This window comes from Bacillus sp. GB_SG_008 (genome assembly GCF_052038115.1).
Lineage (GTDB): Bacteria > Bacillota > Bacilli > Bacillales > Bacillaceae_G > Bacillus_A > Bacillus_A rhizoplanae.
In genome coordinates this window covers 18,858-34,166 of the sequence record NZ_JBPZSK010000015.1, presented here as the reverse complement: position 1 = coordinate 34,166, position 15,309 = coordinate 18,858, and the positions used below count along the sequence as shown (strand labels likewise).

Annotated in this window: 15 protein-coding genes; all 15 read left to right on the top strand. The window is 36.2% G+C overall.

The window, feature by feature from the left end:
* Window positions 1-40: 40 nt before the first annotated feature.
* The 15 genes from purR to divIC all read left to right on the top strand — a co-directional run bounded on the left by purR (window position 41) and on the right by divIC (window position 15,254).
* On the top strand, window positions 41-889 hold the full coding sequence (gene purR / locus ACTDJC_RS21785; RefSeq protein ID WP_440604667.1) for a pur operon repressor: 849 nt from the start codon (window positions 41-43) through the stop codon (window positions 887-889).
* 389 nt (window positions 890-1,278) lie between these two features.
* Window positions 1,279-1,653: a RidA family protein gene (locus tag ACTDJC_RS21780; RefSeq protein ID WP_098304990.1), complete on the top strand. Its 375-nt coding sequence runs from the start codon at window positions 1,279-1,281 to the stop codon at window positions 1,651-1,653.
* A 153-nt stretch (window positions 1,654-1,806) separates the two neighbouring features.
* Entirely contained in the window at window positions 1,807-2,100 is a 294-nt protein-coding gene (spoVG, locus tag ACTDJC_RS21775) for a septation regulator SpoVG (RefSeq protein ID WP_000454042.1), read from the top strand.
* Window positions 2,101-2,423: 323 nt separating this feature from the next.
* Window positions 2,424-3,803, top strand: a complete 1,380-nt coding sequence (gene glmU, locus ACTDJC_RS21770) for a bifunctional UDP-N-acetylglucosamine diphosphorylase/glucosamine-1-phosphate N-acetyltransferase GlmU (RefSeq protein ID WP_440604666.1) — start codon at window positions 2,424-2,426, stop codon at window positions 3,801-3,803.
* 18 nt (window positions 3,804-3,821) lie between these two features.
* Complete coding sequence (locus tag ACTDJC_RS21765; RefSeq protein ID WP_098304986.1) at window positions 3,822-4,775, top strand: ribose-phosphate diphosphokinase; 954 nt, start codon at window positions 3,822-3,824, stop codon at window positions 4,773-4,775.
* A 69-nt stretch (window positions 4,776-4,844) separates the two neighbouring features.
* The gene (gene pth, locus ACTDJC_RS21760) at window positions 4,845-5,405 is read left to right on the top strand and encodes an aminoacyl-tRNA hydrolase (protein ID WP_098304984.1); all 561 of its coding nucleotides are present in this window, start codon (window positions 4,845-4,847) and stop codon (window positions 5,403-5,405) included.
* A gap of 71 nt (window positions 5,406-5,476) precedes the next feature.
* On the top strand, window positions 5,477-5,701 hold the full coding sequence (locus ACTDJC_RS21755; protein WP_098304982.1) for an anti-sigma-F factor Fin family protein: 225 nt from the start codon (window positions 5,477-5,479) through the stop codon (window positions 5,699-5,701).
* A 233-nt stretch (window positions 5,702-5,934) separates the two neighbouring features.
* The gene (mfd, locus tag ACTDJC_RS21750) at window positions 5,935-9,465 is read left to right on the top strand and encodes a transcription-repair coupling factor (RefSeq protein WP_440604665.1); all 3,531 of its coding nucleotides are present in this window, start codon (window positions 5,935-5,937) and stop codon (window positions 9,463-9,465) included.
* A 135-nt stretch (window positions 9,466-9,600) separates the two neighbouring features.
* Window positions 9,601-10,137, top strand: coding sequence for a stage V sporulation protein T (gene spoVT, locus ACTDJC_RS21745; protein ID WP_098304978.1), 537 nt, complete (start codon window positions 9,601-9,603; stop codon window positions 10,135-10,137).
* Between the two features lie 377 nt (window positions 10,138-10,514).
* Window positions 10,515-12,116 (top strand): putative polysaccharide biosynthesis protein, encoded by a 1,602-nt coding sequence (locus ACTDJC_RS21740; RefSeq protein WP_098304976.1) that lies wholly within the window; start codon window positions 10,515-10,517, stop codon window positions 12,114-12,116.
* Between the two features lie 11 nt (window positions 12,117-12,127).
* Entirely contained in the window at window positions 12,128-13,591 is a 1,464-nt protein-coding gene (mazG, locus tag ACTDJC_RS21735; protein WP_440604664.1) for a nucleoside triphosphate pyrophosphohydrolase, read from the top strand.
* A gap of 12 nt (window positions 13,592-13,603) precedes the next feature.
* Window positions 13,604-13,885, top strand: coding sequence for an RNA-binding S4 domain-containing protein (locus tag ACTDJC_RS21730; RefSeq protein ID WP_098304972.1), 282 nt, complete (start codon window positions 13,604-13,606; stop codon window positions 13,883-13,885).
* Between the two features lie 54 nt (window positions 13,886-13,939).
* Window positions 13,940-14,248, top strand: coding sequence for a sporulation protein YabP (yabP, locus tag ACTDJC_RS21725; protein ID WP_098304970.1), 309 nt, complete (start codon window positions 13,940-13,942; stop codon window positions 14,246-14,248).
* Window positions 14,245-14,898: a spore cortex biosynthesis protein YabQ gene (gene yabQ / locus ACTDJC_RS21720; RefSeq protein ID WP_098304968.1), complete on the top strand. Its 654-nt coding sequence runs from the start codon at window positions 14,245-14,247 to the stop codon at window positions 14,896-14,898. The genes yabP and yabQ overlap by 4 nt, the downstream gene beginning before the upstream one ends.
* On the top strand, window positions 14,895-15,254 hold the full coding sequence (divIC, locus tag ACTDJC_RS21715; RefSeq protein ID WP_098304966.1) for a cell division protein DivIC: 360 nt from the start codon (window positions 14,895-14,897) through the stop codon (window positions 15,252-15,254). Before yabQ ends, divIC begins: the two co-directional genes overlap by 4 nt.
* The last annotated feature ends 55 nt before the right edge of the window (window positions 15,255-15,309 follow it).

Below are 15,309 nucleotides of genomic sequence, written 5' to 3'. Positions count from 1 at the left end.
TTATGATTTGTTTAAAATATTCGTAATTTGAGGTGAGAGCGTGAAAATCAGACGAAGTACAAGGTTGGTCGATATGACTTATTATTTGCTTCAGAATCCTCGTCAGTTAGTTTCTCTCACTTTTTTTGCTCAACGGTATCAATCTGCTAAATCTTCTATTAGTGAAGATTTAGTCATTATTAAACAAACGTTTGAACAACAAGGAGTCGGCACATTACAAACGGTACCAGGTGCAGCAGGAGGAGTGAAATATATCCCATATATAAGCCAGGAGGAAGCAACGCAAATTATTAATGAGCTTTGCAAATTATTTGAGAATCCTGATCGTATTCTTCCAGGCGGTTATTTATATATGACGGACCTTTTAAGTAACCCACGCTATATTAATGGCGCAGGGCGACTCTTTGCTTCTGTATTTGCGAGACAGCCAATTGATGCTGTTATGACAGTTGCAACGAAAGGGATTCCCTTGGCATATGCAGTAGCCAATTACTTAGATGTTCCGGTTGTGATTGCTAGAAAAGATAATAAAGTAACAGAAGGCCCAACAGTAAGTATTAATTATGTATCAGGTTCTTCTAAGCGTATTCAAACGATGACATTAGCAAAGCGCAGCCTTCCAGAAGGCGCAAATGTATTAATCATCGATGATTTTATGAAAGCTGGCGGAACTGTGCAAGGTATGATGAGCATGCTTGAGGAATTTAATGCAAATGTAGTAGGTATTGGTGTTTTAGTGGAATCAAGTGATATTGAGGAAAGACTTGTTGATGACTTTGTTTCGTTAATTCGTTTGTCTGAAGTAGATGTGAAAGAAAAGACGATTCAAGTGGAAAAAGGAAATTACTCTTTAAGTCCGTTTGCTGACATGATTGGAGAAACTGAGTAAGATAAAGTGAAACTTTCATCAGTAGAGGGTTTTTAGCCCTCACTGATGAAAAGTTCTTACCAATCGGGTTGCGAGTAGCGGAAGAAACAACCTTCTCAATAGATTGATTTAACGAAGATGTTGTTCGCTAGAGTAGAGAAAAGATAAAGCAACTGCTTTATCTTTTTTTGTAAAGTGAAACTATTATCAATAAGGATAGTTCATTCTTATTGATAATAAGCTCTCACCTAATTTTTTTATTCTGGGGATTCTTGATCGATTGCAATCGATGGGTTTTAGTAGACGGTAGGCTCCCAATTCTGGGGGGCTTACCGCCTGCTAAAACTGCAGTTCCCCTATGGGGAGTAGTTTACGAAAGTGGGATAAAAAATATTAAAGGGTGAAAAACGATGAAAGTAGTTCAAACAAATGAAGCACCACAGGCGATCGGCCCATATTCACAAGGTATGATTGTAAATAATATGTTTTACAGTTCTGGACAAATTCCTTTAACAGTAGCTGGTGAACTTTTGACTGGAGATGTAAAGGAACAAACAGAGCAAGTGTTTCGAAATTTACAGGCAGTATTAACAGAAGCTGGAGCATCGTTTGAAACAGTTGTAAAAACAACTGTATTTTTAAAAGATATGAATGATTTTGATGCGGTAAATGAAGTATATAGTACATATTTTTCTGTACATAAACCAGCACGTTCTTGTGTACAGGTAGCAAAATTACCGAAAGATGTATCGGTTGAAATTGAAGTCATTGCCCTTGTGAAGTAAGAATTTGTAAGCGACAACGTCCGTTTATTTTTATATTCAATTAAAATAAAAATTTTTATCTTAAAAATTTTTAAAAAATTGAAGGAAAAATAGAAAATTTGTGGAATTTATAGAAATATATCGCTTATTTAGAAAAAGGGTGGTGAACACAAGATGGAAGTGACTGACGTAAGATTACGCCGCGTAAACACAGAAGGCCGCATGAGAGCGATTGCTTCTATTACACTAGACCATGAGTTTGTTGTTCATGATATTCGTGTAATTGATGGCAATAATGGGTTATTTGTAGCAATGCCAAGTAAACGTACTCCAGATGGAGAGTTCCGTGATATTGCTCATCCAATTAATTCTAATACTCGTTCTAAAATTCAAGATGCGGTTTTAACTGAGTATCACCGTTTAGGCGAGTTAGAAGAAGTTGAGTTTGAAGAAGCTGGAGCTTCGTAAAATTCGAAGAAGAAGAGCTCTATAATAAGGGCTCTATAATTTTGGCAAACTCCTGTAAGTATTTACGGGAGTTTGTTTTTGTTTATCCCACTATTCGCGGGTAGTAAGACTCCCGACGATGGAAGCTTCCCTTTATATACTTTCTTCTTCAATCTCCCCTTAAAAAGAAATAGTATAGCTTATTTCATAAAAAAAGATACTAAATACTAAAACATTACATAAAAGTTATGGTAAAATTTAATAGTTATGCAGTGTTTCTTGAAATATATAATTATTTAAGATAATATCTTTAATGGATAAATAGGTTGCGATGGAGGGTCTATATGTCAAAAAGATTTGCAGTGATCCTTGCTGCAGGAAAAGGTACGCGTATGAAGTCAAGTCTATACAAAGTGCTTCATCCTGTATGTGGGAAACCGATGGTACAGCATGTAGTTGATCAAGTCTCTCAGCTAGAAGTACAGAAGCTTGTTACGGTTGTTGGACACGGCGCTGAAAAGGTACAAGATCAATTAGGAAGTGCAAGTGAATTTGCATTACAAACAGAGCAGCTAGGAACAGCACATGCCGTTATGCAAGCAGCTGATGCACTGGGTAATGAAGAAGGAACAACATTAGTAATTTGTGGTGATACGCCTCTTATTACAGCGGAAACAATGGAAGCTTTGTTAAAACAGCATGGAGAAGCAGGTGCAAAGGCAACGGTACTAACAGCCTGCATTGAGGAACCTGCTGGTTATGGACGAATTGTTCGTAATGAAAATGGTCACGTTGAAAAAATTGTCGAACATAAAGATGCAAACGAAGAAGAACGAGCTATTAAAGAAATTAATACAGGTACGTATTGTTTTGATAATAAAGCGCTATTTGCTTCTCTTTCTAAAGTTTCTAATGAAAATGTGCAAGGGGAATATTACCTTCCAGATGTAATTGAGATTTTGAAAAATGAAGGTCATATTGTATCTGCCTATCAAACGGAGCATTTTGATGAAACGTTAGGAGTTAACGACAGAGTCGCTCTATCGCAAGCGGAAGACATTATGAAAAAACGTATTAACCGTAAACACATGGTGAATGGTGTTACAATTATTGATCCGAACAACACGTATATTTCTGTCGATGCAAAAATCGGTAATGATACGGTTATTTATCCGGGGACAATTATTGAAGGTTATACTGTTATTGGGTCAAATTGTGAAGTTGGACCGCATACAGTAATCCGTGATAGTGAAGTGGGAGATAATACAACAATTCGCCAATCTACAGTTCATGATAGTAAGATTGGTATTGATGTTGCAATTGGGCCGTTCGCTCATATCCGTCCGCAATCTGTTATTGGTAATGAAGTACGTGTTGGAAACTTCGTAGAAATTAAAAAGACTGTCTTTGGTAATAGAAGTAAAGCTTCACACTTAAGTTATATCGGGGATGCACAAGTTGGAGAAGACGTGAATCTTGGGTGTGGTTCAATTACGGTGAACTACGATGGCAAGAATAAATTTAAAACGGTTATCGGAGATGGCGTATTTATTGGTTGTAATTCAAACCTTGTTGCTCCTGTAACAGTTGAAGATGGTGCTTATGTTGCGGCAGGTTCTACAATTACAGAGCATGTTCCATCAAAAGCATTATCAATTGCACGTGCACGTCAAGTTAACAAAGAAGACTATGTTTCTCAATTGCTGAACAAGAAAAAATCATAATGTGGAGGGTTAATCTAGATGTCGAATCAATATCTAAATTCTAATTTGAAAGTGTTTTCTTTAAACTCTAACAAGGCGCTCGCTGAGCAAATTGCAAAGCACATTGGAGTAGAATTAGGAAAATGTTCTGTTGCACGTTTTAGTGATGGAGAAATTCAAATTAACATTGAAGAAAGTATTCGTGGTTGCGATGTATTTATCATCCAATCTACAAGCTTCCCAGTAAACGAGCATATTATGGAATTGCTTATTATGATTGATGCGTTAAAACGTGCATCTGCGAAAACAATTAACATTGTTATTCCTTACTATGGCTATGCACGTCAAGATCGTAAAGCGCGTTCTCGTGAGCCGATTACAGCGAAGCTTGTTGCAAACTTACTTGAAACAGCGGGTGCTACCCGTGTAATTACTCTAGATTTACATGCTCCACAAATTCAAGGATTCTTTGATATTCCAATCGACCATTTAATGGGTGTACCTATTCTTTCTGATTATTTTGAGAAGAAAGGTCTTAAGGATATCGTAATTGTATCTCCTGACCACGGTGGTGTAACGCGCGCGAGAAAAATGGCAGATCGTTTAAAAGCACCAATCGCTATTATCGATAAACGCCGTCCGCGTCCAAACGTAGCAGAAGTAATGAATATCGTAGGTAATATCGAAGGTAAAACAGCAATTTTAATTGATGACATCATTGATACAGCTGGTACAATTACATTAGCAGCAAACGCTCTTGTAGAGAACGGTGCTTCTGAAGTATATGCTTGCTGTACACATCCAGTTTTATCTGGTCCAGCAATTGAACGTATTCAAAATTCAAACATTAAAGAGTTAGTTGTAACAAACTCTATCGTATTACCAGAAGAGAAGAAAATTGATAAAGTACAAGAACTTTCTGTTGCTCCATTAATTGGAGAAGCAATTATTCGTGTTTACGAAGAAGAATCTGTAAGTGTACTATTTAATTAATTGGATAGAATGAGACGTAACCAATTTTGGTTACGTCTTTTCGTATCGAAAAAAGAAAGTGGTGTTACAATGAAATTAATAGTAGGACTTGGTAACCCAGGGAGAGAATATGAATTAACAAGGCATAACATTGGGTTCATGGCTATCGATGAATTGTCTAAACGTTGGAATATACCGTTAAATGAACAGAAATTTAAAGGGTTATTTGGTGCGGGTTTTGTGAATGGAGAAAAAGTTATTTTATTAAAGCCCCTTACATATATGAATTTATCTGGAGAAAGTATTCGTCCACTTATGGATTACTATAAAATTGATATTGAAGATTTTGTAGTGATGTACGATGATTTAGATATTCCGGTTGGGAAATTACGTCTTCGTATGAAAGGTAGTGCTGGTGGTCATAATGGTGTAAAATCAACAATTGCACATTTAGGGACACAGGAATTTCAACGTATTCGTATGGGGATCGATCGTCCTAAAAATGGGATGAAGGTAGTCGATTATGTTTTAGGTCGTTTTACAGTAGATGAGATGCCAGAGGTAGAGCGAGCAATTGAAAAAAGTGCAGGTGCATGTGAAGAATGGCTGAAAACTCCATTTTTACAAGTTATGAATACTTTTAATAACTAACGTTTTGGAAATGGAATATTTTCTTGTACTTATATCCATAATAGTAGTAATTGTACGGCTAGGAGGAATTTATGGACGGACATTATCACTGCAGACATTGTGGATGTAAGATAGGTAGTATTGCAGCAGAAAAAGTATATGGCTTTGTATTGGGTCAACTAACAGAGCAAGAGCGATTAGAAATGATTCATTTTGATGAAAACGGAAATATATATATAAAAACAATTTGTGAATCGTGTCAAAAAACGCTCGCATCCTATCCTGAGTACTATGAATATGAACTGTTCTTACAATAAAAATGAAATTTCTATCAGAGTATGTTTTTCCCACTGATAGTTAGTTGAACGATTATAGGTAAACTTCTATCCTCCTTTTTTCTAAATATGGAGATGGAAGGCTTATTGCTTATAGAGGATGGGATGCAATGTTTTCGCTTTGGCTTGTCCAAAGCATTTTTCTGTTTTCTTTTTCCAAAATATTTGCATAAAATATAATAGCTTGCTCTTTATGTTGAGAGGAGTCTTGAAAAATGATAGGTTTACTAGAGCAGTTTTACGAAAATAAAGAAATAGGAACGATTATAGATGGGTTACAAGAAGGATTAAAAGAACAGCTTATCTCGGGGATGGCAACGTCTTCTCGTTCATTGTTAATGGCTAGTTTATATAAAAAAACACAGCAGTCACAGCTTGTCATAACACATAATTTATATCAAGCGCAAAAAGTATATGAAGATTTAGTTTCATTAATTGGAGAGCAGAATGTTTGGTTATATCCTGTCAATGAATCGATTGCATCAGAAATCGGTGTTGCAAGTCCAGAACTGAAGGCGCAGCGCATTGAAGTATTGAACCGCTTAGCAGCTGGGGAAAAGGGAATTATTGTGGCTCCTGTTGCAGGTTTACGTCGTTTTCTACCAACAAAAGAGATGTGGAAGAAACAGCAAATTGAATTAAACATGGGGCAAGAAATTGATCTTGATGAATTGCTTCATGTGTTAACGACCATGGGATATGAACGTAAATCTATGGTAGAGGCACCTGGAGAATTTAGTGTTCGCGGTGGGATATTAGATATCTATCCATTAACGGAAGAACTGCCAATTCGTATTGAGTTTTTTGATACAGAAGTAGATTCTATTCGTTCCTTTACTGTAGAAGAGCAGCGTTCGCAAGAGAAGATAGAAAGCGTATCATTTGGCCCTGCCACGGAATTTGTATTTTCTAAAGAAGAACTCGTACTTGGTGTGCAGAAGTTAGAATCAAGCTTAGCTAATACATTAAAAAAAGTATCCGATGAGAAATTAAAAACGACGATATTAGAAACAGTAACATATGAGCTAGAATTATTGAAAAATGGACAGACCATCGAGCAGATGTTTAAATATTTATCCTTATTTTATAATGAACCTGCTAGTCTAATAGAATATTTACCGGAAAATGGTGTTGTTATTCTAGATGAGGTTTCTCGAATTCAAGAAACAGCGGATCATTTAGAAACAGAAGAAGCAGAATGGTATATATCGCTTCTTGGGGAAGGTGCAATTGTTCAAGATTTATCTTTTTCTCATAATTTTGCACAATTTTTGCACCATAAAAAACGAAGTTTCTTATACTTAAATTTATTTTTACGCCATATTCCGCATACACATCCGCAAAATATTATGAATTTAACATGTAAAACAATGCAAGACTTTCATGGTCAAATGAATTTATTAAAAACAGAAATTGATAGATGGACGAAAAGTCATTTTACAACGGTTGTACTAGGCGCAAATGAAGAGCGAACGAAGAAATTGCAACATATTTTAAATGATTATGATATTGAAGCAGATATTATTGAGGGAACGGATGTATTGCTTCCGGGACGTGTCCAGATTGCGGTAGGTGACCTACATGCAGGTTTTGAAATGCCGATGCAAAAGCTTGCGATTATTACTGAAAAAGAATTATTTAATAAAAAGGTAAAAAAATCACAGCGTAAGCAAAAACTTTCGAATGCAGAGAGAATTAAAAGCTACTCTGAACTAAAAGTTGGTGATTATGTTGTTCACGTAAACCATGGTATTGGTAAATTTTTAGGGATTGAAACGCTAGAGATTAATGGTGTTCATAAAGATTATTTGCATATCAAATATCAAGGAAACGATAAATTATACGTCCCAATTGAGCAAATTGACCAAGTGCAGAAGTATGTAGGATCTGAAGGGAAAGATCCGAAAATCTATAAACTTGGTGGAAATGATTGGAAGAAAGTTAAGACAAAGGTAGAAAAATCTGTCCAAGATATTGCAGATGATTTAATTAAATTGTATGCAGAGCGTGAGGCTTCAAAAGGATACGCCTTTACTCCGGATACTTCTGAACAACAGGAATTTGAATTGTCTTTCCCTTATCAAGAAACAGAAGATCAGCTACGCTCAATTACAGAAATTAAAAAGGATATGGAGCGCGGTCGTCCGATGGATCGCCTACTTTGCGGTGACGTTGGATATGGAAAAACAGAAGTGGCAATTCGTGCTGCTTTTAAAGCAATTATGGATGAAAAACAAGTTGCGATTTTAGTACCAACGACAATTTTAGCGCAGCAACATTATGAAACAATTCGAGAGCGTTTTCAAGATTATCCAATTAATATTGGGTTATTAAGTCGCTTCCGTACGAGAAAACAGCAAAATGAAACGATTAAAGGATTAAAAGATGGTACCGTTGATATTGTTATCGGCACACATCGCCTTTTATCGAAAGATGTCATATATAAAGACTTAGGACTACTTATTATTGATGAAGAACAACGGTTTGGTGTGACACATAAAGAAAAAATTAAGCAACTAAAAGCCAATATTGATGTACTAACATTAACAGCAACGCCAATTCCACGTACACTTCATATGTCTATGTTAGGTGTTCGCGATTTATCTGTTATTGAAACACCGCCAGAAAATCGTTTCCCAGTGCAGACGTACGTTGTGGAATATAATCCGGCGTTAATGCGCGAGGCAATTGAACGTGAGCTTGCACGAGGTGGTCAAATATACTTTTTATATAATCGTGTTGAAGATATTGAGCGAAAAGCAGATGAAATTTCAATGCTTGTTCCTGATGCGCGGGTAACCTTTGCGCATGGAAAGATGAATGAAAGTGAATTAGAATCTGTTATGCTTTCCTTCTTAGAGGGGCAACATGATGTACTTGTAAGTACAACGATTATTGAAACAGGTGTTGATATTCCGAATGTAAATACATTAATCGTATTTGATGCAGATCGTATGGGTTTATCGCAGTTGTATCAATTGCGTGGTCGAGTAGGACGCTCAAATCGCGTTGCCTATGCATATTTCACTTATAAACGCGATAAAGTGCTATCTGAGGTTGCAGAAAAACGTTTGCAAGCCATTAAAGAATTTACGGAGCTCGGGTCTGGGTTTAAAATTGCAATGCGCGATTTATCTATTCGCGGGGCTGGTAATCTATTAGGTGCAGAGCAGCATGGCTTTATTGATTCTGTTGGTTTTGATTTATATTCACAAATGTTAAAAGATGCAATCGAGCAGCGTAGAGGTACGAACATGGAAGAGCAAGCGCTTGATATTGAAATTGACCTTGAAGTAGATGCATACTTACCGGATGCGTATATTTCCGATAGTAAACAAAAAATTATGATGTATAAGCAATTTAGGGGCGTTTCTACTATTGAGGATATTGAGGAATTACAAGAAGAGATGATTGATCGCTTCGGCGATTATCCGCAAGAAGTCGGATACTTACTGCAAATTGCAAATATTAAAGTGTTAGCAATGCAAGAGAAAATTGAGTTAATTAAACAAACGAAACAAGAAGTTACGATGTTATTTTCTGAAAAGGCTAGTCAAAATATTGATGGCGGAAAATTATTTATGCTTGGCAGCAGTTTTGGACGTATGATTGGTCTTGGTATGGAAGGTTCTCGTTTGAAAATTGTGATGAACGTTCGTGAAATAGAAACATCGAAGTGGCTCACAATTGCCGAAAATTTACTAAAAGGCTTAAAAGATGTGAAAAAAGAAGAGATAAATGCCTAAATTAGGGTAAAAAATACAATTCGGCGTGTATAGAAGAACTAATGTGTAAAATACTATGCTTAATAGTTGGTGATTTTTACATGAACAGGTAAAATCACGACTTTTATCATCAGTAGAAAGTGAGGCAGCATTAGAATGAAAGCAACTGGAATTGTACGTCGAATTGATGATTTAGGAAGGGTTGTTATCCCGAAAGAAATTCGCAGAACTCTCCGTATTCGGGAAGGCGACCCGTTAGAGATTTTTGTTGATCGCGATGGAGAAGTTATTTTAAAGAAATATTCTCCGATTAGCGAATTAAGTGATTTTGCTAAAGAATATGCAGATGCTATATATGATAGTTTAGGACATAACGTGCTTGTTTGCGACCGTGATTCAATTATTGCTGTCGCTGGCGTGTCAAAAAAAGAATACTTAAATAAAAGTGTTGGAGATCTAATTGAGAAAGCAATGGAAGAACGCAAATCAGTCGTAATGACAGATGAAAGCGAAATTTCCATTATCGATGGAGTAACGGAGAAGATACAATCTTATACAATTGGTCCAATTATCGCAAATGGTGACCCGATTGGAGCTGTTATCATTTTTTCAAAAGAAGCCATCATTAGTGATGTAGAACACAAAGCTGTTGATACAGCAGCAAGCTTCTTAGCAAAACAGATGGAGCAATAAAGTGAAACTTCCATCAGTGGGGATTTTCTTCATCCCCCACTGATGGTTAGTTGAACCAATCGGGCTTTTATGGGCAGTTATCCCCTACCTATCTTCTTTGCTTTTCTCCGAATCTTGAGGTGGGGTCTTACTGCCCGTTAATGCGGGATAAAGTGACGTTCTTCTTACTCATGGTTAGCCCGCAAATTGGGCTCGTGCAGGCGGTCGTGCTTTGCGATACACCTTAACATACCGCCTGTTGAAATGAAATTATATATTTGTGTAAAGGTAGCATTTTGCTACCTTTTTTACGTGATAGTATTCAAAGTCGAAGACCGCTTTTTTCTTTGTGATATAATACGTAGGATGAGTATAGAAAAAAGGGAGATTGTATGGTCATGGAGACGAAGAAGTACCACGCTTTTTGGCGCGGAGCGATTATATTAACAATTGCGAGCTTTGTTACAAAAGTATTAAGCGCTTTTTACCGTATTCCATATCAAAATATAGCTGGTGACATTGGCTTTTACATTTATCAGCAAATTTACCCGTTTTACGGGTTTTGTTTAATTTTAGCGACATATGGTTTCCCAATCATAATTTCAAAAATGATTGCAGAGCGTTTAGAACGAGGAGAACGAAAAGAAGCAGAGTCCATTATATGTATTTCTTTTTGGTTTTTATTAGCTATCGGAAGCATTGGGTTTATTGTATTGTTTTTTGGGGCACATACAATTGCATCTTTAATGGGAGATGCTCATTTGGACAAGTTAATTCGTACGATTGCATTTTCTTTTTTATTAATGCCATTTCTTTCTGTAGCACGTGGTTATTTTCAAGGATTTGGAAATATGGTGCCGACAGCTGTATCGCAAGTAATAGAACAAACGATTCGTGTATCCATTATTGTATTTCTATCATTATTCCTTATAACAAAAGGATTTGATTTATATACGGTGGGAGCAGGCGCTATGTTTGGTTCTATAGCAGGTGGCTTGATCGGTGTAATTGTATTGTTTTTTTATTTGCGAAAAGATTTTCGTGCTATTTTTTTGCAAAGTTTTAAAGCGATTCGTAATAAAAAGGTCATTATTCGTACATTGTTTTGGCAAGGAATTGCTATTTGTATTAGTAATTTAGTTTTAATTTTTATGCAAATGGCGGATTCTGTTTCATTTTATAGTTTACTTGTTCAGAACGGAGAGTCGGTAGAAATAGCAAAAATGCTAAAAGGTATATACGATCGTGGCATTCCTCTTATGCAGCTCGGGACAGTCGTGACAACATCGTTTTCCCTTTCTTTAATTCCGATGATTACAGCGGCAAAAGAGAGAGGAGATTATGTATTTATTCGCGAAAAAGTACAGCTAGCAATGAAAATTACATTTGTGATTGGACTTGCTGCATCATTAGGACTCGCGAGTATCATTCGGCCTGCGAATATTATGCTATTTGAGAATAGCGCCGGCTCCGATGTGCTAGGGGTTTTATCTATCTCTATCTTGTTTAGTTCGCTCGCAATTACAACGGCATCTATTTTGCAAGGATTGGGACAAACGGTAAAGCCAGCTTTATTTGTTGTAATTGGTGCATGTGTGAAATTATTACTCAATTGTATACTCATGCCGCATTTTGGTGCAATCGGTGCAGCGATTGCAACTGTGGCTGCATTGATGTGCATTGCATTACTGAATAGCATGTTGCTGATTCGAGTTGTTAATGAGTCGCTTATGCAGAGAAAGTCCATTGTAGGTATGACAATTGGAGCTTTAAGTATGGTGTTAGTGCTCGCTGGATTTATGTATATGTTTGATTGGCTGGGGTTACAAGCTACCGATGAACATAGAGGTATCGCAATGATTCAAGCGCTGCTCGGTATCGGTGTCGGTGGCCTACTATATGTATTTCTTATTTTAAAGTTCCGTGTATTTACAGCGCAGGAACTTGGATCAGTTATGAAACATGAAAAAGTACAAACTTCGTTGAAGAAGAGTGGATAGAGGTGGATTTTATGAAACGAACAATTACGATTTTAGGATTAGGGGCTGGTGAATTAGATCAGCTTACAATGGGCGTATATCGCAAAGTAAAAGAAGCGGCACATATGTACGTTCGAACAAAAGAGCATCCAGTTATAATGGAACTCGAGAAAGAAGGTGTATTATATACATCTTTTGATGCCGTATACGAAACGTATGATACATTTGATGAAGTGTATGAAACAATTTCTAACACATTGATTGAAAAAGCTAAGGATACTGATATTTTATATGCAGTTCCAGGGCATCCGCTTGTGGCAGAGCGTACTGTACAACTTTTGCTGCAAAAAGGAGAAAAAGAGAATATTGATGTGCGTATCGAAGGTGGACAAAGCTTTTTAGATCCAATGTTTGCAAGTTTGAAAATCGACCCGATTGAAGGGTTTCAGTTGATTGATGCAACGTCGTTCGAGCGAGGACAATTAGAACTTCGTCAGCACTTGATTTTCTGCCAAGTGTACGATGCGTTTATAGCATCTGAAGTCAAACTAACGTTAATGGAAATGCTTCCAGATGATTATGAAGTATATATTGTAACCGCAGCTGGAACATCATTTGAACAAGTGAAAAAAGTACCGCTTTATTTATTAGATCATGAGGCAGAACTTAACAATTTAACGAGTGTGTACGTGCCGCCTGTGTTAAATCGCCAATCGTTATACCAACAATTTGATGTATTGCGAAATATTATTGCAGAGTTGCGTGGACCAAATGGATGTCCGTGGGATAAAAAACAAACGCATCAATCGTTAAAGAAATATTTAATTGAAGAAGCATATGAAGTGTTAGAGGCTATTGATGAGGAAGATGATGATCATCTTGTTGAAGAGCTTGGTGATGTTCTCTTACAAGTTATGCTTCATGCACAAATTGGCGAAGATGAAGGTTGGTTCTCAATTGATGATGTAATTCGTACGTTGTCTGAAAAAATGGTACGTCGTCATCCTCATGTGTTCGGAGATGTTAGTGTAGAGACTGCTGCTGATGTTGTTGTGAATTGGGAAGAAATTAAAAAACAGGAAAAAGGAAATATAAAAGAGTCTATTTTATCAGGCATTCCTAAAAGTTTACCTCAGCTAATGCGCGCTTATGAAATTCAAAAAGAAGCAGCAAAGGTTGGTTTTGATTGGGATGATGTCGAGCCAATGATGGAAAAAGTAGGAGAAGAATGGGAAGAATTTCAACGTGAAGTGACAGCTATGGATGAAGAGAAGATGTTAGCGGAATTTGGTGACTTAGTATTTGCATTTGTAAATATTGCCCGCTACTATAAAATCAATCCAGAAGAAGCGCTTCATAAAACAAATGAAAAATTTATGAGTCGTTTTTTATACATGGAAGCAAAGGTTGCTAGTATGGAGAAAGAAATGAAAGATCTTTCTTTAAAAGAGCTCGATGCACTATGGGAAGAGGCAAAACGAATAGAGAACGAATAAGGGGGAGTCGTCATGCGTTTAGATAAATTTCTAAAAGTATCTCGTCTTATCAAAAGAAGAACGTTAGCAAAAGAAGTTGCGGATCAAGGCCGCATTATGATTAACGGCCAAGCTGCAAAAGCTAGTTCAACTGTAAAGGTAGAAGACGAATTAACAATTCGTTTTGGCCAAAAAATTGTTACTGTGAAAATTAATGAACTAAAAGAAACAACCAAAAAAGAAGATGCTGCAAATTTATACACTGTTGTTCGTGAAGAGAAAGTCGAAGTAAAAGCAGAGGATAGCTTGTTCTAAATAATTTTGTCTCCTCATACATTGGTACTAGTATAAAGTTATGGGGGGATGGACGTGAACAAAGGCTATTCAATGTCGTCTTCTAATCAACAAAATGTTACTGTAGAACATGATGTCGTAATGAGAGGAAGACGCATTCTCGATATTACAGGAGTCAAGCAAGTAGAAAGTTTTGATAGCGAAGAATTTTTATTAGAAACAGTTATGGGATTTTTAACAATACGTGGTCAAAATCTGCAAATGAAAAACCTTGATGTTGAAAAAGGACTTGTATCCATTAAAGGAAAAATATATGAGATGGCTTACATTGATGAGCATCAAGGGGAGAAAGCTAAAGGGTTCTTTAGCAAGTTGTTTAAATGAGCCTAACTATTCAACTATATACAATGCTTTCGATGATTGGAATGGGCGCTTCGCTTGGAGCAGCTTTAGATACGTATCATCGTTTTTTGAAACGCGGAGAGCGAAAGCGTTGGCTTGTATTTATTTATGATATTTTATTTTGGATTGTCCAAGCTCTTTTTGTATTCTATGTGCTATTGCTTGTAAATGAAGCAGAGTTACGTATGTACGTATTTCTAGCATTGCTTTGTGGGTTTGCTGCATATCAAAGTTTGTTAAAGTCATTGTACATGAAAGTGTTAAATTTTCTGATTCACATTTTTGTTCAAACATTTTATTTTTGTGTTCGTGTTTTCCAATTATTTATTGTTAAGCCAATTACAGTTTTGATTCATTTAATTATAGCGCTTGCTTTATTTTTATTTCGTCTTTTGGTTGGATTTGGAATGGGATTGTGGCGATTTATTATAGCAATATTACGTTTAATATGGAAAAGTATTCTTATTCCTGTTCGATTTGTTTTTTTTGTTATATGGAAACTTCTCCCTAACCGTGTTAAAATTTTTATAAAGAGACAAGCAGGACTTTTAAAATATGTCAAGAAAATGAAGAAGCATATATTCCTAATTTGGGAACGTATAAAAAAGAAGTTAGGGGGACCTCGGAAATGAGGGAACTAAGGCAAAGATATGTATCAGAACAGAATCCAATTTCTGCCAAAGAACATATAATACAATCGAACGACAGTAAGAAGCGCTTGTATCGTCGATTAGCTTTATTTTTTGTGTTTGCTTTTGTAATTATTGTAAGTGTCAGTGTGACGTTTTATAAACAAAATAGTGCGATTAATGCTAAAGAAGCAAAAGTAAAAGAGTTAAAAAAAGAAATGGATACGTTAACGACGAAAGAGAAAAAGCTGAAAGATGAAGTCCAAAAGTTACATGACGAGGACTATGTTTTAGAGATTGCTAGAAGAGATTATTACTTCTCAAAGCCTGAAGAGATAATTTTTCCTATTTCTAAGTAGTGGGTGTCGTATTGACACTATATTTTAAGATTATATATAATGAAATAAAATTTGA

What these genes read in the sequence shown, in the direction of transcription:
- ACTDJC_RS21780 (WP_098304990.1), top strand. Translation starts at nt 1,279, where the DNA reads ATGAAAGTAGTTCAAACAAATGAAGCACCACAGGCGATCGGCCCATAT.
- spoVG (WP_000454042.1), top strand. Translation starts at nt 1,807, where the DNA reads ATGGAAGTGACTGACGTAAGATTACGCCGCGTAAACACAGAAGGCCGC.
- glmU (WP_440604666.1), top strand. Translation starts at nt 2,424, where the DNA reads ATGTCAAAAAGATTTGCAGTGATCCTTGCTGCAGGAAAAGGTACGCGT.
- ACTDJC_RS21765 (WP_098304986.1), top strand. Translation starts at nt 3,822, where the DNA reads ATGTCGAATCAATATCTAAATTCTAATTTGAAAGTGTTTTCTTTAAAC.
- pth (WP_098304984.1), top strand. Translation starts at nt 4,845, where the DNA reads ATGAAATTAATAGTAGGACTTGGTAACCCAGGGAGAGAATATGAATTA.
- ACTDJC_RS21755 (WP_098304982.1), top strand. Translation starts at nt 5,477, where the DNA reads ATGGACGGACATTATCACTGCAGACATTGTGGATGTAAGATAGGTAGT.
- mfd (WP_440604665.1), top strand. Translation starts at nt 5,935, where the DNA reads ATGATAGGTTTACTAGAGCAGTTTTACGAAAATAAAGAAATAGGAACG.
- spoVT (WP_098304978.1), top strand. Translation starts at nt 9,601, where the DNA reads ATGAAAGCAACTGGAATTGTACGTCGAATTGATGATTTAGGAAGGGTT.
- ACTDJC_RS21740 (WP_098304976.1), top strand. Translation starts at nt 10,515, where the DNA reads ATGGAGACGAAGAAGTACCACGCTTTTTGGCGCGGAGCGATTATATTA.
- mazG (WP_440604664.1), top strand. Translation starts at nt 12,128, where the DNA reads ATGAAACGAACAATTACGATTTTAGGATTAGGGGCTGGTGAATTAGAT.
- ACTDJC_RS21730 (WP_098304972.1), top strand. Translation starts at nt 13,604, where the DNA reads ATGCGTTTAGATAAATTTCTAAAAGTATCTCGTCTTATCAAAAGAAGA.
- yabQ (WP_098304968.1), top strand. Translation starts at nt 14,245, where the DNA reads ATGAGCCTAACTATTCAACTATATACAATGCTTTCGATGATTGGAATG.
- divIC (WP_098304966.1), top strand. Translation starts at nt 14,895, where the DNA reads ATGAGGGAACTAAGGCAAAGATATGTATCAGAACAGAATCCAATTTCT.